The following is a 20,233-nucleotide window of genomic DNA, read 5'->3' on the forward strand; positions in this document are numbered from 1 at the left end:
AGGCAGGTAAGATTGAAGGGCCTGACGCCGGAGGAGTTCCGGAACCGGGCCCTTGCGGCGTAGTCGCTATTTATTCAGTCCAAGTTTCGGGGCGCAGTTCACTGTCCCCTTCGTGGTGGTCGCGTTGGCAATAGCGTTTCCCCAGATAAAACCTGCCAAAATAAACCTGTCCCTAATTGGCAGGTTTTGACACCCTAGGGACGGGCGATGCTACAATCTGGCTTGTACTTGAAACGCATCAAAGGGGCCGCTATGGCAAAGGTAAAAATCAGCGACGTCGCACGCGAGGCCGGGGTCTCGCTGGGCACGGTATCCAACGCGCTCAACCATCCCGAAAAGCTGCGCCCCGAGACCCTCAAACTCATCAACGAGACCATCAATCGCCTTGGCTACCTGCCCAACCAAAGCGCCCGTCAGCTCGCAGGAGGCACCACCAAGTCCTTTGGCCTGGTCCTCCCCCGTCTCGACCACGGCTTCTCGCTCCAAATTGCCAGCGGTGCCCATAACGAGGCCCGCAAGCACGGTTACGACCTGCTCATCGCCAACGCCGATAACGACGACATCCTCGAAGACCACTACCTGCGCTATTTTATGGGCACGCAGATGTCCGGCGTCATGGTTCAGCCCATGGCATCCCCCGATTGGCACCCCGCCATGACCAAGATGCCCGTGCCGATTGTCCATCTGGACATCCACTGTTCCGAGCCCGGTTACTACGTGGCCGCCGATAACGAGGCACAGGGGCGCATTATCGCCGAGCTCGCCATTGCCCGCGGCGCACGCCATATCACCGTTGTGGGCAGAGCGGCATTTATGCAGCTCACCCTGCGCGTGCTTGGCATTCACAAGGCCCTCGCCCTTCATCCCGACATCAAAATTGAGGTCATTGACGCCGGAGAATGGAATACCGCTGCCGACGGTTACGGCATCGGCGCCCAGATTGCCGAGCGCTCTGCTGACGAGCGTCCCGATTTCGTCATCGGCCTAACCGACGTATTGGCCTCGGGTGTTATCTCGGCGTTGATCGACAAAGGCATCTCCGTCCCCAAGCAAGTTCGCGTGGCCGGCTGCGACGGTAACCCGCTTGCATGGAGCGGCGCAGTACCGCTCACCACCGTAGCACCCCCGGGCTACGAGATTGGCCGCAAGGGTGTCCAGCTGCTCATGGAGCAGATCGAGAACAAGGCGCCGACAAAAACCAAACGCGTCCGTATCGGCTCCGCCGCACGCACCGTCACCGAGGTCACAGCCGCCGAGGACATCAACCGTCAGGAACTCGTGCGGCCGTTCCTCTTAGAGCGCGCCAGCACCCAGGCAAGCAGCCAAGCCGAAGCCACCGCCATCAACCTGGGCGCGTATCTATAGCACGTCGACCAGTATGCCAAAACGCAGCTTAAGCAAAAGAGGCCCGGCCATTGCCGGACCCCTTATGCTTAAGCGTAAATGTGGGCAATTGCCCGTTTCAACGCCGCAGCTGTCTAGCGCACGGCCTTGACCGCCGCCGCAAGGTCGAACAGCGTATCGAGCACGGCCTCGCAGCCATCCACCACATTCTGCGGCAGCGGCACAATGTCGGGGACGGCAAAGACATGGCAGCCGGCCGTGATGCCAGAGACGCAGCCGTTGCGTGAATCCTCGACCACAGCGCATTCCTCGGGAGCAAAGCCCGCGCGCTCGCAGGCAAGCAGATACATCTCGGGGTCGGGCTTGCCGTGCACGACGTCCTCGCCGCAGGTCACCGTCTCAAACTTGTCAAAAAGGCCGACCATCTTAAGGTTGCGCTCGGCCGTAGCGAGGCGCGACGACGTCGCTAGACCCACGTGATAGCCCGCAGCCAGCAGCTCGTCGAGGCACTCGGCGGCACCGGCCTTAAGCTCCAAATCGGTCTTGACCATCTCGTCGCGAATCTCCTTGTGGCGAACATAGATCGCCTCGGTGGTTTCATGGCTGCCGTAATGCTTATCAAGGATGTCCATGACATCGGGCAGAGTGCGGCCGATAAACTGATGGATCAGCGCATCATCAATCGCGACCCCCAGCTCGGCAGCGCCCGCCTTCCATGCCTTGATGCCCAAACGCTCGGTATCGACCAGCGTTCCGTCCATGTCAAAAATTACAGTCTTGATCATATCGGTCCCCTCACCGGATTGCATTACGGCCACTCTAGCGCACTTTACAAACTTGTATATAACGTATATAGCATATTGCACTATCGTTACATAGGCAAAAGTCATATGACGAGCAGTCCGATAGGATTATAGTTTTCGACCGAGTACTCAATGGTAAGGATTGTTTTATGCTTTCAGACACTACCGCACCTGCAAAGGAGCTTCAGGACAAACTCGCGGCGCTCGAACAGCTGCTTTTGGCATACGGACGCGTCGCCATCGGCTTTTCCGGTGGCGTCGACAGCAGCTTTTTGGCCGCGGTCTGCGCCCGCATCATGCCTGCCAGCACGCTTCTCGTTCACCTCACCACGCCGCTCATCGGCACGCCCGAACAGACCTCGTTTGAGCGATCCGTTGACAGGCAAACCAATGAGGGACCGCATTTTAAGCTCCCCGTGCTCAATCTTTCGGTCGATCAGCTGCAGCTCCCCCAAGTAGCCTGCAACGACGCCAACCGTTGCTACCACTGCAAGCACGCCGGCTTTACCGCCATCGTCAACCACGCTAAGTCGCTCGGCTTTCCCACCGTCATCGATGGCAGCAATGCAAGCGATCGCGGTGACTACCGTCCCGGCATGCGCGCTGCCAAAGAGCTCGGCGTACGCTCCCCTCTTATGGAGGTCGGCTTTACCAAGGACGAAGAGCGTGAGCTGCTGCGCGCATGGGGCTATCCCGTTTGGAACCTGCCGGCGGGAGCCTGTCTTGCCACGCGCGTCCCCACAGGCGAGGAGCTTACGCATGAGAAGGTCGATTTAATCCGCGCCTGCGAGGACTACCTGCACGATCTTGGTCTGGCGCAGGTACGCGCGCGCTTGGTCGGCGGCTGCATGCGTATCGAAGCCGCTCACGCAGATGTCGCCAAGATTGCCGCTCTCGGCGGTGCTACCGTCAATGCCGAGGGCAAGACCCCGCTGCCCGCCGCCATCGAGTCCGAGCTGCGCGAGCTGGGCTGCAGCCACATCTCCCCCGAAGTCACCCCCTACATCCACGGCAACATGAACCAGTAACCTACCAAAAAGGGACAGGTTTATTTTGGCAGGTTTTATCTGGGGAAACGCCGAATAGCCCCACATTCACAACCGCCGCAGCTCCATATGAGGCAAATGAATCCGTAGCGTTTGTCCCAAATCTTAAGTATTTGTTCGACAGAACGGCCCCTGCCGGCTCCTGCTAGACTGGTAGACTCCCAACCGTCCGTCCAGGAGTCACCATGTCGCGCAAGTCCGCCTACAAGCAAGCACTTTCTATCGGCACCGCTGTGGTGCTGGGGTTTGCGCTGTTTACGGGATCGCTCGACGGGGCGCCCAGACTGCTCTCGCCGCAAAGTGATGAACAGGCGGCGGCTCTGGCCGAGAAGCAAGACGAGAGTCCCAGCCGCACCGACGACGAGGCAGACCTGGTTGCCCGACTCGAATCGGGAACAGCGAGCTCCTCGGACTCTCAAAAAAGCCAGGACGCTGGCGATGGCTCCGATTCCGCCGCAACCGGCACCGGTGACGACACTTCCACAGATAGCCCCGCCACCCCCATCGACGAGGTCGAAAACCCCAATCTCGACCGCGCCCGCGGCGTATACCTCAGCAGCATTCCTGACTACGCGGGCAACCCCTATGTTGCCCTGCGAGCCGACAGCACGCACCCGTTGGGCACACCATCATTCACGCTCGATGAATACGAGCGCGCCGCCGAAGAGGGCTGCTTTAAGAAGTTCTCCAAGCTCGACAGCCTGGGCCGCACCCGCAAAGCGCTCGCTTGCGTGGGCCCCGAATCGCTCGGTCAAGGCGAGCGCGGCGATATCTCGCGTATCCATCCCGCCGGATGGCGCCAGCAGCGCTACGACTTTATTCCGGGCCAGAGCCTCTACAATCGCTGTCACCTCATCGCCTGGTCGCTCTGCGGCGAAAACGCCAACCGCAAGAATCTCCTCACCGGCACGCGTTATCTCAACGAAACGGGCATGCTGCCATTTGAGGAGCAGATTCTCGGCTACATCCGCGAGACGGGCAACCATGTGCTCTACCGTGTCACGCCTATGTACAACGAAGAGGAGCTCGTCTGCCGTGGCGTGCGTCTTGAGGCGCAATCGGTCGAGGACCACGGCAAAACTCTCTGCTTCCACGTGTACTGCTACAACCTGCAGCCGCATGTGCAGATCGACTACGCTACCGGCCGCAATCAGGCCTCGGGAGACTAGGGCCGGCCAAGCTGCCCCAAAACCTAAATGAACCGTTTTCCTCCATCCCCCAGGGATCAAAAAGGGCCGCCTGGATTGCCCAGAGCGGCCCTTGCATCGGCATGTATGTTACAGACAACGCCCAACGCTACTTGGCACGGCCCTCCTCATAGCGCTCCACGAGCTTGGCCTGAACGTCATAAGGCACCTGCTCATAGCCCGCAGGCTTCATGGTAAAGTCGCCCGTGCCGCGCGTGATGGAGCGCAGACGCGTCGAGTAATCCGTCAGCTCGGCGAGAGGCGCCTGAGCGATGACCACGGTGTCTCCGCGCTCATCGGTCTCCATACCCGTCACGCGACCGCGCGAGGCCGAGATGTCGCCCATCACGGCGCCGGCGTAGCTCTCGGGAATAGTCACCGTGATTTCCTCGATGGGCTCCAGCACCACCGGGTCGGCGTCGGCGCATGCCTTGCGCAGGCCGATGCGAGCCGCCGCGCGGAACGCCATCTCGTTGGAATCGACGCTGTGATACGAGCCGTCGTACACAGCCACGCGAATGCCCGTAAGCGGGTAGCCGGCAATGATGCCGTCCTTCATGGTCTCCTGAACGCCCTTGTCCACGGCAGGGATCAGCGAGCGCGGAATGCGGCCGCCTACGACCTCGTCCACAAACTCATAGCCGTCGCTCGTACCGTCGGGCCCAATGAGCGGCTCTACGCGCAGCCAGCAGTCACCATACTGGCCGGCGCCGCCGGTCTGCTTCTTGTGGCGGCCCTGGGCAGTTGCCGTGCGGCGAATGGTCTCGCGATACGGGATGCGAATCGGCACGCTCTTGGCCGCGACCTTGGTACGGTCCTCAAGACGATTGAGCAGGACCGAAACCTGCGCCTCGCCCACCGCCGAAATGATGGTCTGGCCGGTCTCCTCGTCGCGGTCAATGCTCATGGTCGGATCGGCCTTGCATGCCTTCTCGATAAACGTGTAGAGCTTCTCTTCGTCGCCGCGATTCTCGGCCTCGATGGCGATGCGGTACTGCGAGTTGGGGAACTTAAACGCCGCAGCCTCGACCTTGCCGGTAATCGAGAGCGTATCGCCCGTCTCGGCCGCCAGCTTGGGCGCCACGATGATATCGCCGGCATAGGCGTGACCGACCTCGGTCATGTCGCGGCCGCACATCACATACAGGTGAGCCAGACGATCGCTCTTGCGGGTGCGCGCGTTGATCAGCTCAAGGCCCGGCTCAAGCGTGCCCGTCAGCACCTTGATGAAGCTGATGCGACCCTGCTGAGGATCGGCCAGGGTCTTAAACACAAACGCCACCGGGCGGTCATCGTCGCTCGAGATCTTGAGCGAATCACCGTCGATGAGCGGCATTTCACCATAGTCGGTCGGCGCCGGGAAGTACGTGGCGATGTCGTCCATCAGCGAGTTGACGCCCTGCTCCTTGATGCAATCGCCCGCAAAGACCGGCACAAAGATGCGCTCGGCGATCGCCTTCGACAGCAGGCCTTCAAGCTCCTCCTGCGTCAGCGTCTCCTCGCCTTCCAAGTACTTCATCATCAGTTCGTCGTCAGCCTCGGACACCAGCTCGCACAGATGGTCATGGGCTTCCTCGGCCTGGGCACGATACTCCTCGGGAATCTCCGACTCAACGGCTTCGGCGCCGTTGCAATGGCGCGCCTTCATGCGCACCAGGTCGATGATACCGTCAAAGTCCTCGCCCTCGCCCCAGGGAAGGGTCACGGCGCCCAGGCGCGTGCCAAAGCGCTCCTGCAGCAGGTCCATCGTGGTCGCAAAGCTGGCCTCGGAGCGCGACAGGCGGTTTACGAACACCGCACGCGCCAGACGCAGGTCCTCGGCGGCATACCAGAGCTTAACCGTCGTAGGCTGCGGGCCGGCCTCGGCGTCGACCACAAACAGAGCCGTCTCGCAGACGCTCATCGCGGCAAAGGCGTCGCCGATAAAATCGGGGTAGCACGGGGCATCGAGCACATTGATGCGCGCACCCTTCCAGTCGATCGGCGCAATGGTCGTCGAGATGGAAAACGCACGCTTGACCTCTTCGGGGTCATAGTCGAGCGTGGGCTTGGTGCCGTCGTGGCCGCCCAGGCGGGCGGTCTTGCCGGAAAGGTGGAGCATGGCCTCGGCGAGTGAAGTCTTGCCCACCCCACCTTGGCCTACGAGCACCACGTTCCTTACATTACCGGTCTTGGGAGCACCCATGATGACCTCCTTGCAGGGCCGCGCGCAATGCGCGACGCCAACGGGGAGAGTTCGCGGTCGATGCCGTCCCGGGAGCAGCATGGTCGGCAGCCGATCCGGCTCACCCTCCAAATGTCCTATGCCACCACCCTACCCTCGCGGGCGACTGTCCATGCACACCTTTCGGCGCACGTATGAATACGGGCGGCGAGAGGAGGGGGCAAACGCCTGAGGCGGTTATTAAGCCCCATCGGCGCAAATAAAAACCGCCGCAGGCCATAAGACCTGCAGCGGTTTCGCCTCAATGTCTACTTGAGCCTAGCCCTCGATACGGCTCAGGAACTCGCGCGTGCGCCGTTCGCGCGGATGGCCGATAACCTGCTCGGCAGGACCCTCCTCGACAATGCGACCGCCGTCCATAAAGACCACGCGATCGGCAACATCGCGCGCAAACTGCATCGCATGGGTCACGATCACCATCGTCATATTCTGCGCGGCAAGGTCTTTAATGACGCGCAGCACCTCGGCCGTTAGCTCGGGATCGAGTGCCGAGGTCGGCTCATCGAAGAACAAGATCTCTGGATCGAGCGCCAAGGCACGCGCAATACTCACACGTTGCTGCTGACCGCCCGAAAGCTCGCATGGCACCTTGTTCTCGTTGCCCGTAAGCCCCATCTGCGCGATCAACTCACGCGCACGTGCTTCGACCTGCTCGCGCGGGCGCTTGAGCACGCGAATCGGAGCGTCGGTAATGTTTTTCATCACGGTATAGTGCGGGAACAAATTGTAGTTCTGAAACACCAGGCCAAAACGCGAGCGCGCCTGCTTGGGCACATCGCCTTTCGCATACACCGTGCCCGATCCCACATCCGTCGCAACGGCTAGATCACCAAACGAAAGCGAGCCGCCGTCAAGCGTCTCGAGCAGCGTTGCGCAGCGCAACAGCGTTGACTTACCGCCGCCCGAAGGTCCGATAATCGCCACGACCTCGCCGCGCTTTACCTCGAGCGAGATATCCTTGAGCACCTCATTGCCACCAAACGCCTTGCGCGCGCTCGTTATATTCATTACCGTTCCGGACACGGGAACCTCCATGTGTTGAAAAGCACGACGGAACAGGCTAGTCGTGGTAGTAGTCAAGTCGCTTTTCGGCGGCGCCCAGCAGCATCTCGACCACAAAGTTAAAGACCCAGTAGATCAGTGCCGCAATCGCAAACGGCACCATGCTCACTTGAGAGGCAACCAGTGCCTTAGCCGTCGAGAACATCTCCCCCACGCCGATGGCAAATGCCAGCGACGTGTCCTTGACCAGCGTGATGATCTCGTTGCCCATCGCCGGCAAAATGCGCTTGGCGACCTGCGGCATCACAATGTACAAAAACGTCTGCAGGCGTGAGTAGCCCAGCACCTCGGCGGCCTCATATTGACCACGCGGGATAGACTGCAAACCCGAGCGATAGATCTCGGCAAAGTAGCCGGCATAGTTGATGATGAATGCCACGACGCACGCCGTCCACTTGGAATCGGGCGTGAGCGAAATACCAAAGACATAATACGGAGCAAAGTAGATGGCAAACATCTGCAGCATGAGCGGCGTACCGCGCATGACCGAAATGTAGATGCGCGCAATCCAACGCAGCGGCGCGATTTTGCTCATGCGCATAAACGCCACGGGAATTCCCAAGGGAATCGAGCCCAACAGCGTGAGCACAAACAACTGCAAACTGACCAAGAAACCCTGGCCAAGCATCTGCATCATGACCTGAATAGACAACCCAAGCTCTCTTTCACAGCAACAGAACAGCAGGTGTTAATTGAAATAGGCACAGTGCCCAAGATTGCGAGCGACAAGCCCGACGAAGCGTACTTTGGTACGCGAGGAGGGTTGGAGCCGCAAGGTTGGGTGCTGTGGCTATTTCAAAACCCAGTTGTCGAAGGATAGACCGTAGCTCGCATACTTGTCGCACAGGTCCTTGACTGTACCGTCCTCATAGAGCGCCTTAAGCGACTCGGTCACGGCGTCGGCCGACTTGGTGTCGCCCTTTTTAAAGCCAACGGCGTAGTGCTCGCTGGACAGCGGCTTGTCAAGTTGCGTATAGGCATCGGGCTTGGCGGCAAGCTGATACTGGGCGATCGAAAGGTCGCAAGCCACCGCATCGACCGCGCCGCTCTCGAGCTGCATAAAAGCCGTGTTGTACTCGCCGATGGTATCGAGCGTGGCAAACGTCGCCGCCAGATCCTTCTGGTCACCCTCTAGCACATCCTGCGCGGCAGAATCGGTCTGGGTAATCACGGTCTTGCCGGCAAGGTCGTCCCAACTCTTGATGCCCGCATCCTTCTTGACCACCAGCACCTGCTCATTGAGCATGTACGGCTCGGAGAACGTGTAGTCGTCCTCGCGGCCCTCCATGGTAAAGCCGTTCCAGATGCAGTTGATGGCGCCCGAGTTGAGCAGCGTATCCTTGGCGTCCCAGTCGATGGCCTCGTACTTGACCTCCCAGCCCTGCTTATCGGCAACTGCCTTGGCCAAATCGAGATCAAAGCCGGTGTACTCGCCATCGTCGCCCACAAAGCCATACGGAGGATAGGACTTGTCAAAGCCCACCACGAGCTTCTTAGACTCCACAGCGCCCTTGGCGTCCTTTGCCGCAGCAGAGCCGGCAGTGGAACCCTTGTCGGCACCACCGCCGCAGCCGACAAGACCAAGGCCAAGCACCGTGGCGAGCGAGCCGGCTAGACCAACAAACTGACGACGAGACATATCGGTATTCATGGTATTCCCCCTTGATGGCGCTTTAGTTAAGTAAAGTGATTCATGTAACGCCCAGAATCATACACTTTACCTTGATAGAGTACAAGGGAGAAGTTGCCCGGCGCGGGCGGGGAGCGGCGCGTAATTAAGTTTCCTGCTCTACAGTCCTGCGCAAGACGGAAAGCACATTAAGTGCTTTCCTTTGCGTGCGGAACTCGCGATAAACTTAATTACGCGCCGCTCCCCGCCCGCGCCGGGCAAACGTCGTTGGACTTATCACTAACGTGAAGTGGACGCTTGTATATCGTCTGCTAGCTTGGCACGGTACAATGCTTTCAGATTTCAATTTATAAATTAGTGGGGTTACTTCATGGCAGAATCTCGTGCGGAGCGTAAGGCTCGTCGTGCTTTGATCGAGGCGGCTGAGGGGTCGGAGGAGAAAAAATCTTCCAAGAAATCCAAGTCGTCTCAGGATGCGAAGGGTAAGTCGGCCAAGGGCAAGGCTAAGACCAAGCGCCCCAGCTTTCGTCGGAGCGAGGATAAGGCGCCTCAAGCTCGTTCCAAGCGCTCGCATAATGAGTCGTCCCGGTCCGCTCATAAGGCCGTTGATCCCAAGTCGCCTTGTTCCATCATGAAAGCTTGCGGTGGATGCACGGCGCTCAACAGGCCTTATAAGAAGCAGCTGGCGACCAAGCAGGCTGCCATGGAAGAACTTTTTGCTGCTCTTTGCGAGCGTGAGGGCATAACCGTCGATCCCATTCGCGGTATGGACGTTACTCTGGGCGACCCGGGCAAATATCCTGCGCCGCGTGGTTTTCGCCATAAGGCCGCCACTCCCTTTGCCCCCGGCAAAGGGGGCGCTGTCCGCTGCGGCTTTTTTGAGCGCGGCACGCACAGAATCGTCGCTGTTCCCGAATGCCCCGTCGAGGCACCGGGAGCCCGTCAGATTCTTAACGGCATTGCGCGTGAGGCCGACCGCCTGCACATTCCCGCCTTTAACGAGGACAAGCATCTGGGCCTGCTTCGCTATGCCGTCGTTCGCTGCGGCTGGCGCACCGACCAGATCATGATCACCCTCGTTACCGCCCAGCGCGACCTGCCGCATGCGCAGGAATTCTTTGAGGCCATCGCCGCACTCGATCCGCGTATCGTCACCGTCGCCCAAAACATCAACGGACGCCCTGGCAACGCCATCCTGGGTGAGGAAACCCACATCGTGTATGGCGCTGAATGCATGCGCGACCAGCTACTCGGCTGCGAGTTCGATATCTCCCCCACCGCGTTCTACCAGACCAACCCGCAGCAGACCGAGCTGCTCTACCAGCTCGCTATCGACGGTATGGATCTGCACCAGGGCGATGTTCTCATGGATGCCTACTGCGGCAGCGGCACCATCGGTCTTTGCGCAGCTAAAGAAGCTCAGAACAAGGGCATCGGCATCATGTTACTTGGCGTGGAGCGCAACCCGGCGGGCATTGCCGACGCACGCCGCAACGCCGAGCTCAACGGTCTTACCCGCAGCGCCTGGTTTATGGCCGACGATGCCACCGACTACATCCTAGATGCCGCCGACAACAACGAGCGCGTCACCGTCCTTTCCATCGATCCGCCGCGTGCCGGCTCTACCCCCGAGTTCCTCGAAGCCGCCTGCGCGCTTAGACCTCGCCGCATCACCTATATCAGCTGCAACCCTGTGACCCAAGAGCGTGACCTGCACCAGCTCCTCGACGGTGGCTATCGCCTGCTCAAGATCACGCCCGTCGACATGTTCCCCCATACCGACCACACCGAAACTGTAGCGGTCCTCGAGCGCCGCTAATCCACCGGTACAAGAAGGGGGCGCCCCGTCTGGGCCGCCCCCTTACTTGGTTTATGAACTCCGCTACATCCTCTTGCGCAGGTCACACACGCCGGCTGCCGCCATCTCGCGCAGTAGCGTCTCGCGGTCGCGCGTCACGATCAAATCCAGCGGAAAGTGAATCTCGTCGAGCATCTTGCGCGCTTGGTCGAGCTTACCAATTGCCATACCAATGTGCGCATCGGTCGAGACGCCAATCCCCACGCCCAGCTCGGCGCACCGCTCGGCAATCTTGCGGCACACGTCCCAATGCTCGGCATCCGCGCCATGCTCAAGACTGTGATTGTTGATCTCGATGATCTTATGCTTAGCCTTAGCAGCAAGCAACACCTCGTCGATATCGAACGGCACGCCCGATCGACCCGTATGCCCCAGCATAAACACCTTGGGGTGCTCCAGAGCATTGATATACATCTCGGTCGTCTGGGCCAGCGTCGCGCCTTCAGCGAACTGCGGATTATGCACGCTTGCAACCAAATAATCCAAATTACGCGTAACCCGATCGAACAGCGAATGCTGACGGCTGTACGAATCGCCGGCAATATCGAGCGTGACAGGAGTGTCCTCGCCAAACAGGCTTCCGTCCAGCGAAACGATATCGGCCTCGGCGCCACGCAGCACCAACACGCCGCTCCAAATGCGCGGCCATATATCCTGGTTGATAAAGAACTGGTAACTGCGCAGGTCATTGGGGCAAGCCGTAACCATAGAGCTCAGATGGTCGGCAGATCCAAGCACCTGCAGGCCACGCTCTGCCGCCCAGTACACATTCTCCTCAATGGTCGAATATGCATGCGCAGAGAACATCGTATGGGTATGAATGTCACAGGAAAGCAGGTAGGGCATCAGGTCTCCTTATCTGGTATGGCCGTCGCGTATATTCATTGTACGCATAGCCTTCGATAGTCGTAAAACCGCTCCATCCCAAAGACACAACGTCCACGACAACGGGGTCCGGTTTAACACCAAACCCCGTTTCACGTAAAACATTGTAGGCAGAGCGCTCTGCTTTTAACGATACTCGTCCGCCAACTGTTTCCAAGCTGGTAGCGAATTGATAATCGTTTCGTAACTCACGCAATAACCCAAGCGGAACCAACCCGGCATGCCAAAGCTATCCGAAGGCACCGCGAGCAACTCGTACTTCTTTGCACGCTCGCAAAAAGCGTTTGCGTCGGGCTCGAGCGCCTTCACCCACAGATAGAAAGCGCCGTCCGGCTCAACGTAGGTGTAGCCGTACTCCGCCAATGCGTCGGTGAGCGCCGTTCGGTTGCGAGCATAGGCTTCGACATCACTCGGCTCATCGATGCAGTCGATAATCACGCGCTGGAAGAGCGCCGGTGCGCACACAAAACCCAGTGTACGGGCGGCACCGGCGACGGCCGGCATAAGGCGAGCAGCCTGCGGATTGGTGTTGGGAACCAAAATCCAACCCACACGCTCACCCGGCAGCGACAGCGACTTGGAATACGAATAGCACACGACGGTGTTCTCGTAGATTGAGGGTACCCAGGGCACCTCGGCACCGTACACGATCTCGCGGTACGGCTCATCCGAGATGAGCATAATCGGATTCTCGGGATCACGCTTGGCATTGACCTCGCGCAGAACATTGGCCAGTCGCGTCAGCGTGTCGCGCGTATATACGGCACCGGTCGGGTTGTTGGGCGAGTCGATAATGACGGCCGCCGTCTTATCAGTAATCGCCTTGAGCACGTTGCCCACGCTCAGCTGGAACGTGTCTTCATCGGCGGGTGCCTCGACACACGTACAGCCGGCCTTCTCAATCCACACGCGATACTCCGGAAAGTACGGGGCGATAACAATGACCTCGTCACCGGGATTGGTAACAGCGTTGAGCGTGCAGGTGAGCGAAGCCGCCGCACCCACGGTCATAAAGACATCTTTACCCTCATAGCTCGTGCCAAAACGACGGTTGAGCGACTCGGCCACAGCGACACGACATTGCGGCAGGCCTGGTGCGGGCGTGTATCCGTGCAGTTGGTCGCTCGGCAGCTCCAAGGCCTTTTTGATGGACTCCGCCACGGCAGCGGGCGCCGGAACACTCGGGTTGCCCAGCGAAAAATCGAATACGTTCTCCGCACCGATCTGTGCCTTGCGTTCAAGTCCATAGCTAAAGATCTCGCGGATGATAGAGCTTTCCGCGCCGCGAGCAAACATGGTTTCGTTGATCATCTGTTCCCCTTTCGCATAGGCGGTATTGTACGCTTTAGTCAAGCAAAGTACCGCAGCAATGTTAATTGGGGACAGACTTAAATGCGTGAAAACGCTCATTTAAGTCTGTCCCCAATCAACAGATGGCCCCATATCGCTCAAAAAGCCTCCGCAGGTTTCCCCGCGGAGGCTCTCACGACAAAGACTACTCGTCGGCCTCGGTGTCGCCATCGGCCTTTTTTGTGTCAGCAGCCTCGACATCGTCAGCGCTATCGGATGCGACTTCGGCATCTTCCTGCATGGCCGCCTGCGCAAAAGCTGCGGCATCAGCTGCCAGCTCCTCCTCGCTCATACGAGGCGTGCGCTTTTTGGTCGGCACGCCGCCCGCCTTGGCGTTGCGCTCCTCCTTGGCTGCCAGAATGTCGCCCTCGCGCTCAAGGTAGGCATCCCAATCGTTGTCGAGCAGGGCGTTCACGGCGTCGCCTTCGACGGTCTCGCGCTCAAGCAGCACCTTCGCCATCAGATCGAGCTGATCGCGACGGGCATCCAAAATCTCAACAGCACGGCGATGGGCCTCACGCATGATGCGCTGAACCTCGATATCGATGCGGCGCGCCGTCTCCTCGGAGTAATCCTGGTGATCGGCATAATCGCGACCAAGGAACACCTGATGCTGCGCCTCGCCAAACACTTGCGTGCCCAGCTCCTCGCTCATGCCCAAACGCGTAACCATCTCGCGCGCCATCTTGGTCGCGCGCTCCAGATCGTTGCTCGCGCCCGATGTAATGTCATCGCACATGAGCTCCTCGGCAACGCGACCGCCCAAGAACACGGCAAGCTCGTCGAGCATCTCGTTCTTGGTCTTGAGGAAGTGATCCTCCTGCGGAAGCTGCAGCGTATAGCCCAGAGCCTGACCGCGGCTGACAATCGAAATCTTGTGAACCGGATCGGAGTGCTCCAGGATGTGACCCACCAGAGCATGACCGCTCTCGTGGTAGGCAATCGTGGTGCGCTCGGCTTCGGTCATCACGCGCCCCTTGCGCTGCGGTCCTGCAATCACGCGCTCCATCGATTCTTCGACCTCGTCCATCGAGATCACGGAGCGATGACGGCGAGCGGCAAGCAGTGCGGACTCGTTGAGCAGGTTTGCCAGATCGGCACCGGTAAAGCCAACGGTCATCTGGGCGAGCTTCTCAAACTTAACGTCCTCATCCATTGGCTTGTTCTCGGCATGCACGCGCAAGATCTGCTCGCGCCCCTTCACATCCGGGCGGTCGACCGTAACCTGGCGGTCAAAACGACCGGGGCGCAGCAATGCCGGATCCAGAATATCGGGGCGGTTGGTCGCGGCGATCAGGATGACCGATTCGCTTTCCTCAAAACCGTCCATTTCGACCAGCAGCTGGTTGAGCGTCTGCTCGCGCTCGTCGTGACCGCCGCCCAGACCGGCTCCGCGCTGACGTCCCACGGCATCAATCTCGTCAATGAAGATGATCGACGGAGCCTGAGACTTGGCCTCCTTAAAGAGGTCGCGCACGCGGCTGGCGCCGACGCCCACGAACATCTCGACAAAGTCAGAGCCCGAGATGCTAAAGAACGGGACACCGGCCTCTCCGGCAACGGCCTTGGCCAGTAACGTCTTACCGGTACCCGGAGGGCCCACCAGCAAAACGCCGCGCGGGATCTTGGCACCCAGCTTGCGATAACGGTCCGGATCGCTCAAGAAATCGCGAATCTCTTCGAGCTCCTCAACAGCCTCGTCCACGCCGGCAACGTCTTCGAACTTGACCTTGGGACGCGTAGCCTCGTTGGTCTTGGCGTTGGTCTTGCCAAACTGCATGTTCCTATTATTGGCGCCCATCATCTGGCGCATAAAGTAGAACATGATGGCGATCAGGGCAATCGTCGGCAGTACGCTCATCGCCAAGTCGCCCCAAAAATCGGGGTCGTTGGTGTTGACGATGTACTTAGTGTCGGGATGCTCCGCCATGAGCTCGGCAAGCGAATCGGAGCCGACATAGGTCGAGGAAAAGCTCTTGAGCTCACTCGTGTCGCCCTTGTCCTTTTTCGCCTTCCAGTAATGACCCGTCACGCTTCCGTCCTGAACCGTATAGGTCAGATCTTCGACGCGATCCTGCTTGATGGCGCTCACCATCTCGCTCGTCGCGAGCTTAACGGTATTGCTGGAGCTGGCAAAGCCGGAGCCCATATTAAAGAAGGCGTAGCCCAGAAGTGCGCAAGCCAAAAGAAAATACAGCCAGCCCGTACGTGTGGGTTTCTTGCCTCCGGGCATCCCCGGAATCTTAGGGTCCCGGGGTGTCTGGGAATTGTAGTCGTTACGGTCGTCGGGCATCTTACGAATAAACCTCCGGTTTCAAAATGCCCAGATACGGAAGGTTACGATAGCGCTCGGCATAGTCGAGGCCGTAGCCCACCACAAAGGCATCGGGGCAATGGGTTCCAACATACTTGGGCGTAATGGCCGAGATGCGATCCTCAACGTCCTTCCACAGGAAGGCGGCGACCTCCAGAGAAGCGGGCTTGCGGCTCTCAAGGTTCTTCATCAGATACTTGAGCGTCAGGCCCGAGTCCAGAATGTCTTCAACGATCAGCACGTCACGACCGCGGATATCGATATCAAGGTCTTTGATGATACGCACGATGCCCGAGGACTTCACACCGTCGCCATAGCTCGAAACGGCCATGAAATCGATATTGGTCGGCAGCTCGATCTTGCGCATCAGGTCGCCCATAAAGACCACGGCGCCGCGCAAGACCGCAATCAGCACCAGATCCTTACCCGCGTAGTCGCGCGTAATCTCCTCGCCCAGGCGAGAGACGATACCGTCGATATCCTCCTGCGTAAACAGAACCTTCTCGATATCCGGATGTTGAGAAGCCATGACAACCCTTTCTTGTGCTTAATCGCCCACACACCGCCGTATGGACGCGAACTACACATTCTAGCAGCGCACGGGGTATATTTTCCAGCCCGTGCACCATCAGCGCGGGAATACCGTCAACGCCGCACAGAAAAACTGGTGCGAGGGGCTAATCCGCGTCAACCACGCGAAGCAGATAGGCCACACGCGTCGCCGCCGTGCACTTAAAGCGTTCGTCCGCGCGAACTCCGGCAACCCACACCACGACACCCCCCGGTGCCGTCCTTACCACGGGCACGCCGGTGCGCTCGGAAACGGGAATACGAGCCTCGCACAACAAGTCGGATACCTTCTTGCTTCGGCCACTCATGCCTAACGGGCACATCACGTCTCCCGGTGCGGGACCGTCCACCCACAGGCGCGCCAATCGCCCCTCGGCAGGAACCTCGCCGCGCGAGCCCGCCAAGATCCGCTCGCTATCGCTGTTGGCAAAACCCAGGGCAGCCGCGTCCACCAAAGCTGTCACTTCCCCAGCAGCCGCAAACTCACGGGCGCGGCGCACGATATCGCATCCCGGCTCAACGGCTATCGCTTCTGTGACCAGCATACGTCCCCCGCCCAACGACATACGGCCGGGTATGGTAATCCAGTCCGCAACCAAGCCCTCACGAGCCGCCGGCGCCTTAAACGCCAGCATGCCAAACTCGACACGTGCGTCAATCCCCGCCGGAAGCGTAACCGAACCCGCACCCTCGGCAACACAGGAGAGGACTCGCTCCACATGGCGCATCTCTGGGCGAGCGTCCGGATCGATGCGTTTAATCGCCAGTCGCACGATGCGCCGCGCGATTACCACCTCGGCCGCAGCAAGGCGTCTGGCATCAAGCACCAGCGCGCCCGCTGCCTCTTTGCGCAGGCAGCTTCGAAACGCCTGTGCCGACAACTGGGATAGAAACGCATCCTCATCACCCAAGATCTCACAGGCGGCACCAATCGTCTTGCACACGCTCGCATTACGCTGCGCCAGCACTGGCATTATCCGGTGGCGAACGTAGTTTCGCAGATACGAGATATCTTCGTTGGTCTCGTCCTCGCGCCACGGCTGACCATGCACCTGCAGATAGCCCACAAGCTCGCCATGAGTTAGGTCGAGCAAGGGGCGTACCACAATATTCCTTCGGCGGGGAATGCTCGAGAGCCCAGCAGGGCCCGATCCCTTAATGGCGTTCATCAAAAATGTTTCCGCGCGGTCTGAAGAGGTATGGGCAGTGCAGATGCGCGCCGCCGTTCTCGGCGCCCCCATCTTGGCACAAAGCTCGCGAACATACCTTCGCGCCGCGGCATAACGCACCTCGCGCGCAGCCGCCTCGATATTGCCCGACTCCCCATCAAAATAGGCGTGCTCCACGCACAGCGGCAAGCCATATTGTGCGCAGAGCTCGCGCACAAAGGCCTCGTCGCCGTCGGATGCCTTGCCTCGCAGGTGATGGTTTACATGAAGCACATGTAGGCGCTCGCGAGCAATGGGGGCAACGCCGCGTCCATCTTGGATATCCAGCTTTGATGTGCACGCCATAAGAAGCAGTGCCGTCGAGTCCGCACCACCTGATACCATGAGCACCACAGGAGCAGCCTGCTGCCTCGTCCGGGTCTCATCGACTGCCCCGGGTACGGCATGGTGTCCGTAATGCTGTGATACCGTTGGCATTCGCTTCCTCCTCTATTCGTCAGCACTCATTGTATCCTTTGGAATCTTATGTCTCGCCTGCACCTTCATATCCTCGGCAGCGGCTCTAAAGGCAACTGCGCACTCATCGAGGGCCCGCAGGGGCTCATTATGGTCGATGACGGACTGTCCCGCCGCGAAACACTCAAACGCATGGCTGAGCTCGGCCTTTCGGCAGACGACGTGTCCGCCCTTGTTGTCACCCATGAGCACAGCGACCACATTAAGGGGCTTGAGGTGTGGTGTAAACATTGGAACGGACCGGTCTTTTCCAGCAGAGGCACGCTCGCATCAAAGGAAAGCCTCGCACATCTGTCTGTTGAGGAGTTCGACCCAGGTGACGCCCTCTCTATTGCCGGGGTCCACATTCAAACGTATTCGACATCGCACGACGTTGTCAATCCTGTCGGCTACCGTTTTGATGCCCAGGGTGATTCGGTTGGCTTTGCCACCGACACCGGCGAGTTGTCGAAGCATGCCATCGATACACTCAGGGACTGTCGCATTCTCGCGCTCGAAAGCAACCACGATGTAGCCATGCTGCGTCAAGGAGACTATCCTCGCTTTCTTCAGGAACGCATCCTGTCTGCAAAAGGGCATCTCTCCAACGATCAGGCCGCCGATGCCGCACGCGCGCTGGTAACCGATCGCACCGAGCAGCTTATCGCGATGCACATTAGCCAAGACAACAATCGCCCAGGCCTTACCGTCAAAAGCTACGCAAGCTCACTTGGGGCAACACTCGACAACAAGCTTGGTAGCACCGCCACCCGCGTTGAGGGGCCACATAAACTCACAATACGTCCCGCCGGGCAATATCGGCCCATGACCATTCAGTAGGCTGTCTCAAATAGAAAAGGGGGCCGGGAATCGCTTCCCAGCCCCCTTAACTCAGGCACCGATGTTAATGGCCGATAACGTTAGTCGATGAAAATCTTCGTAACGTTCTTCTTCTCGACAATCTTAGGAACCGTAACGGTAAGGATGCCGTCAGCATACTTTGCAGAAAGTCCCTCGCTCGAAGCATCCTTCAGGTACACACCGCGCGTCGCGCTGTAAGAGCAAAACTCCTTCTGCAGGTAGTTCTTGTCCTTGTTCTCTTCGCTCTCCTCAACATTCACGCTAATGGAAAGACGACCCTCATTGAGCTCAACGTCGATGTCGTCCTTCGCGACGCCGGTCAAATAAGCCTTGACCTCGTAACCGTCGCCCTTGTCCTCAACATCAACGGGAAACGCCTTGGAGGCGATCGAGTTGTTTGCCAGATCGGTCATATCATCAAACAGATCGAACAACGAGCTAGCAGAGGGACGAACACCAAAAACCGAACGATAAGGAACCATGCTTGCCATGACTACCACTCCTTAAAGGGACTGCCGAGCCATCTTCTAGGTGGCAGGGACTTCTTTTGACGCTTTAATATATGCCCATCCATTTCTTATATATACATTTTGATATAAAGTTTTTTGAGTCTCTATCTATAAGCATATCTAAGTCTGTGTGACTAAGGTTTAATGAGGTCAAGGTTCTTTGAACCGTGCCTTAAATACCAAATGTGCCCTAGCTAAACAAAGCTGGGGCTTACAATGAGCGTATACACACTATTAATGACAACCTAAGGGCATCATGGACGATCAAGCCTCCGACAATTCGTATGATCAGATGCAGAACGATAAATCAACCTATCCGCAGACCATACGCTACCATCGTCCCCATATTTCCCAAGAGCCTATTGACGATACAGAGCCTGAATATGTAACTCGCAATCGTTATCAAACCCTTGAAGAATCTCAATCAGGTCGCAAACACATGGACGTCGCACCGAGCGAATCGGCGTATCTCAAAGATGCCCCCTTATCCAAAAAAAGCGCATACAACCAGGAGCAGGCCCGAACACCCGCTAAGCAACAACGAAGAGAGCCTCGCCCTAAGCAGACCCTAACGCATTCTGCCCGCTATTTAGAGACGCCGAAGCAAGGAAAATCGATATTTATATCGTCTAGCAGGCGATGCAAACAGCACCGGCTCCAAATCGCGCTCTTGATCATTGCCATCGCGGCAATCGCGCTGGTCATTCGTTTTATTTTCTTCAAATAGAAAAGACCATTAAGCCGTAGAGGCTTTAGGTTTACAACGCCCAAACGAAAAAGGGGGAGGCCGCGAGGCCTCCCCCTTCTCGATTCTCGATGACGGCTCGGTGCCGTCCACCGGTCAGCGGCGCCCTGGCCTCCCACGGGCTGGCCCCGCAGTACTCTCGGCGCGATGGGGCTTAGCTTCCGGGTTCGGAACGGGACCG

General features: G+C 58.7%; 17 protein-coding genes and 1 rRNA gene. 6 read left to right on the plus strand and 12 right to left on the minus strand.

The window, feature by feature from the left end; genetic code table 11:
- The first annotated feature begins 252 nt into the window (after positions 1-252).
- Complete coding sequence (locus ACTQXM_RS08155; protein ID WP_441537525.1) at positions 253-1,365, plus strand: LacI family DNA-binding transcriptional regulator; 1,113 nt, start codon at positions 253-255, stop codon at positions 1,363-1,365.
- 113 nt (positions 1,366-1,478) lie between these two features.
- Here ACTQXM_RS08155 and ACTQXM_RS08160 read toward each other — a convergent pair whose 3' ends face one another.
- On the minus strand, positions 1,479-2,129 hold the full coding sequence (locus tag ACTQXM_RS08160; protein ID WP_441537526.1) for an HAD family hydrolase: 651 nt from the start codon (positions 2,127-2,129) through the stop codon (positions 1,479-1,481).
- 167 nt (positions 2,130-2,296) lie between these two features.
- On the opposite strand from ACTQXM_RS08160, the gene ACTQXM_RS08165 reads away from it, so the two are divergent.
- Positions 2,297-3,175, plus strand: a complete 879-nt coding sequence (locus tag ACTQXM_RS08165) for a hypothetical protein (protein WP_441537527.1) — start codon at positions 2,297-2,299, stop codon at positions 3,173-3,175.
- A 203-nt stretch (positions 3,176-3,378) separates the two neighbouring features.
- Positions 3,379-4,362, plus strand: coding sequence for a DNA/RNA non-specific endonuclease (locus ACTQXM_RS08170; RefSeq protein ID WP_441537528.1), 984 nt, complete (start codon positions 3,379-3,381; stop codon positions 4,360-4,362).
- Between the two features lie 127 nt (positions 4,363-4,489).
- On the opposite strand, the gene ACTQXM_RS08175 is transcribed toward ACTQXM_RS08170, so the two are convergent.
- The 4 genes from ACTQXM_RS08175 to ACTQXM_RS08190 all read right to left on the minus strand — a co-directional run bounded on the left by ACTQXM_RS08175 (position 4,490) and on the right by ACTQXM_RS08190 (position 9,317).
- The gene (locus ACTQXM_RS08175) at positions 4,490-6,565 is read right to left on the minus strand and encodes an elongation factor G (protein WP_154517778.1); all 2,076 of its coding nucleotides are present in this window, start codon (positions 6,563-6,565) and stop codon (positions 4,490-4,492) included.
- 297 nt (positions 6,566-6,862) lie between these two features.
- Positions 6,863-7,612 carry an amino acid ABC transporter ATP-binding protein gene (locus ACTQXM_RS08180; protein ID WP_441537529.1) on the minus strand — a complete coding sequence of 250 codons (750 nt, stop codon included), beginning with the start codon at positions 7,610-7,612 and terminating at the stop codon, positions 6,863-6,865.
- Positions 7,613-7,664: 52 nt separating this feature from the next.
- The gene (locus ACTQXM_RS08185) at positions 7,665-8,318 is read right to left on the minus strand and encodes an amino acid ABC transporter permease (protein WP_233502679.1); all 654 of its coding nucleotides are present in this window, start codon (positions 8,316-8,318) and stop codon (positions 7,665-7,667) included.
- Between the two features lie 138 nt (positions 8,319-8,456).
- Complete coding sequence (locus ACTQXM_RS08190; RefSeq protein ID WP_441048882.1) at positions 8,457-9,317, minus strand: transporter substrate-binding domain-containing protein; 861 nt, start codon at positions 9,315-9,317, stop codon at positions 8,457-8,459.
- Between the two features lie 349 nt (positions 9,318-9,666).
- On the opposite strand from ACTQXM_RS08190, the gene rlmD reads away from it, so the two are divergent.
- Positions 9,667-11,115: a 23S rRNA (uracil(1939)-C(5))-methyltransferase RlmD gene (gene rlmD / locus ACTQXM_RS08195; protein WP_441537530.1), complete on the plus strand. Its 1,449-nt coding sequence runs from the start codon at positions 9,667-9,669 to the stop codon at positions 11,113-11,115.
- 63 nt (positions 11,116-11,178) lie between these two features.
- On the opposite strand, the gene ACTQXM_RS08200 is transcribed toward rlmD, so the two are convergent.
- From ACTQXM_RS08200 to tilS, 5 genes are all read right to left on the minus strand, one after another.
- Entirely contained in the window at positions 11,179-12,000 is an 822-nt protein-coding gene (locus ACTQXM_RS08200; RefSeq protein ID WP_154517764.1) for a phosphatase, read from the minus strand.
- Between the two features lie 165 nt (positions 12,001-12,165).
- Positions 12,166-13,350: a pyridoxal phosphate-dependent aminotransferase gene (locus tag ACTQXM_RS08205; RefSeq protein ID WP_154517761.1), complete on the minus strand. Its 1,185-nt coding sequence runs from the start codon at positions 13,348-13,350 to the stop codon at positions 12,166-12,168.
- A gap of 184 nt (positions 13,351-13,534) precedes the next feature.
- Complete coding sequence (ftsH, locus tag ACTQXM_RS08210) at positions 13,535-15,682, minus strand: ATP-dependent zinc metalloprotease FtsH (protein WP_441049310.1); 2,148 nt, start codon at positions 15,680-15,682, stop codon at positions 13,535-13,537.
- Position 15,683: 1 nt separating this feature from the next.
- Positions 15,684-16,232: a hypoxanthine phosphoribosyltransferase gene (gene hpt / locus ACTQXM_RS08215; protein ID WP_154517754.1), complete on the minus strand. Its 549-nt coding sequence runs from the start codon at positions 16,230-16,232 to the stop codon at positions 15,684-15,686.
- 148 nt (positions 16,233-16,380) lie between these two features.
- Positions 16,381-17,919 (minus strand): tRNA lysidine(34) synthetase TilS, encoded by a 1,539-nt coding sequence (tilS, locus tag ACTQXM_RS08220; RefSeq protein WP_441537531.1) that lies wholly within the window; start codon positions 17,917-17,919, stop codon positions 16,381-16,383.
- Between the two features lie 48 nt (positions 17,920-17,967).
- Here tilS and ACTQXM_RS08225 point away from each other — a divergent pair, with 48 nt between their 5' ends.
- The gene (locus ACTQXM_RS08225) at positions 17,968-18,777 is read left to right on the plus strand and encodes an MBL fold metallo-hydrolase (protein ID WP_441537532.1); all 810 of its coding nucleotides are present in this window, start codon (positions 17,968-17,970) and stop codon (positions 18,775-18,777) included.
- Between the two features lie 80 nt (positions 18,778-18,857).
- On the opposite strand, the gene ACTQXM_RS08230 is transcribed toward ACTQXM_RS08225, so the two are convergent.
- Entirely contained in the window at positions 18,858-19,289 is a 432-nt protein-coding gene (locus ACTQXM_RS08230) for an Hsp20 family protein (RefSeq protein WP_427728790.1), read from the minus strand.
- A gap of 274 nt (positions 19,290-19,563) precedes the next feature.
- Here ACTQXM_RS08230 and ACTQXM_RS08235 point away from each other — a divergent pair, with 274 nt between their 5' ends.
- Positions 19,564-20,034, plus strand: a complete 471-nt coding sequence (locus tag ACTQXM_RS08235; RefSeq protein WP_441537533.1) for a hypothetical protein — start codon at positions 19,564-19,566, stop codon at positions 20,032-20,034.
- A 112-nt stretch (positions 20,035-20,146) separates the two neighbouring features.
- Here ACTQXM_RS08235 and rrf read toward each other — a convergent pair.
- A 5S ribosomal RNA gene (gene rrf / locus ACTQXM_RS08240) occupies positions 20,147-20,233 on the minus strand; the annotation flags it as partial.

This window comes from Collinsella sp. LCP19S3_D3 (assembly GCF_052121455.1).
GTDB lineage: Bacteria > Actinomycetota > Coriobacteriia > Coriobacteriales > Coriobacteriaceae > Collinsella.

Bases quoted from the DNA above. Each gene is read 5' to 3' on its own strand.
- ACTQXM_RS08155 (WP_441537525.1), top strand. From the start codon at position 253: ATGGCAAAGGTAAAAATCAGCGACGTCGCACGCGAGGCCGGGGTCTCG.
- ACTQXM_RS08160 (WP_441537526.1), bottom strand. From the start codon at position 2,129: ATGATCAAGACTGTAATTTTTGACATGGACGGAACGCTGGTCGATACC.
- ACTQXM_RS08165 (WP_441537527.1), top strand. From the start codon at position 2,297: ATGCTTTCAGACACTACCGCACCTGCAAAGGAGCTTCAGGACAAACTC.
- ACTQXM_RS08170 (WP_441537528.1), top strand. From the start codon at position 3,379: ATGTCGCGCAAGTCCGCCTACAAGCAAGCACTTTCTATCGGCACCGCT.
- ACTQXM_RS08175 (WP_154517778.1), bottom strand. From the start codon at position 6,565: ATGGGTGCTCCCAAGACCGGTAATGTAAGGAACGTGGTGCTCGTAGGC.
- ACTQXM_RS08180 (WP_441537529.1), bottom strand. From the start codon at position 7,612: ATGAATATAACGAGCGCGCGCAAGGCGTTTGGTGGCAATGAGGTGCTC.
- ACTQXM_RS08190 (WP_441048882.1), bottom strand. From the start codon at position 9,317: ATGAATACCGATATGTCTCGTCGTCAGTTTGTTGGTCTAGCCGGCTCG.
- rlmD (WP_441537530.1), top strand. From the start codon at position 9,667: ATGGCAGAATCTCGTGCGGAGCGTAAGGCTCGTCGTGCTTTGATCGAG.
- ACTQXM_RS08200 (WP_154517764.1), bottom strand. From the start codon at position 12,000: ATGCCCTACCTGCTTTCCTGTGACATTCATACCCATACGATGTTCTCT.
- ACTQXM_RS08205 (WP_154517761.1), bottom strand. From the start codon at position 13,350: ATGATCAACGAAACCATGTTTGCTCGCGGCGCGGAAAGCTCTATCATC.
- ftsH (WP_441049310.1), bottom strand. From the start codon at position 15,682: ATGCCCGACGACCGTAACGACTACAATTCCCAGACACCCCGGGACCCT.
- hpt (WP_154517754.1), bottom strand. From the start codon at position 16,232: ATGGCTTCTCAACATCCGGATATCGAGAAGGTTCTGTTTACGCAGGAG.
- tilS (WP_441537531.1), bottom strand. From the start codon at position 17,919: ATGCCAACGGTATCACAGCATTACGGACACCATGCCGTACCCGGGGCA.
- ACTQXM_RS08225 (WP_441537532.1), top strand. From the start codon at position 17,968: ATGTCTCGCCTGCACCTTCATATCCTCGGCAGCGGCTCTAAAGGCAAC.
- ACTQXM_RS08230 (WP_427728790.1), bottom strand. From the start codon at position 19,289: ATGGCAAGCATGGTTCCTTATCGTTCGGTTTTTGGTGTTCGTCCCTCT.
- ACTQXM_RS08235 (WP_441537533.1), top strand. From the start codon at position 19,564: ATGGACGATCAAGCCTCCGACAATTCGTATGATCAGATGCAGAACGAT.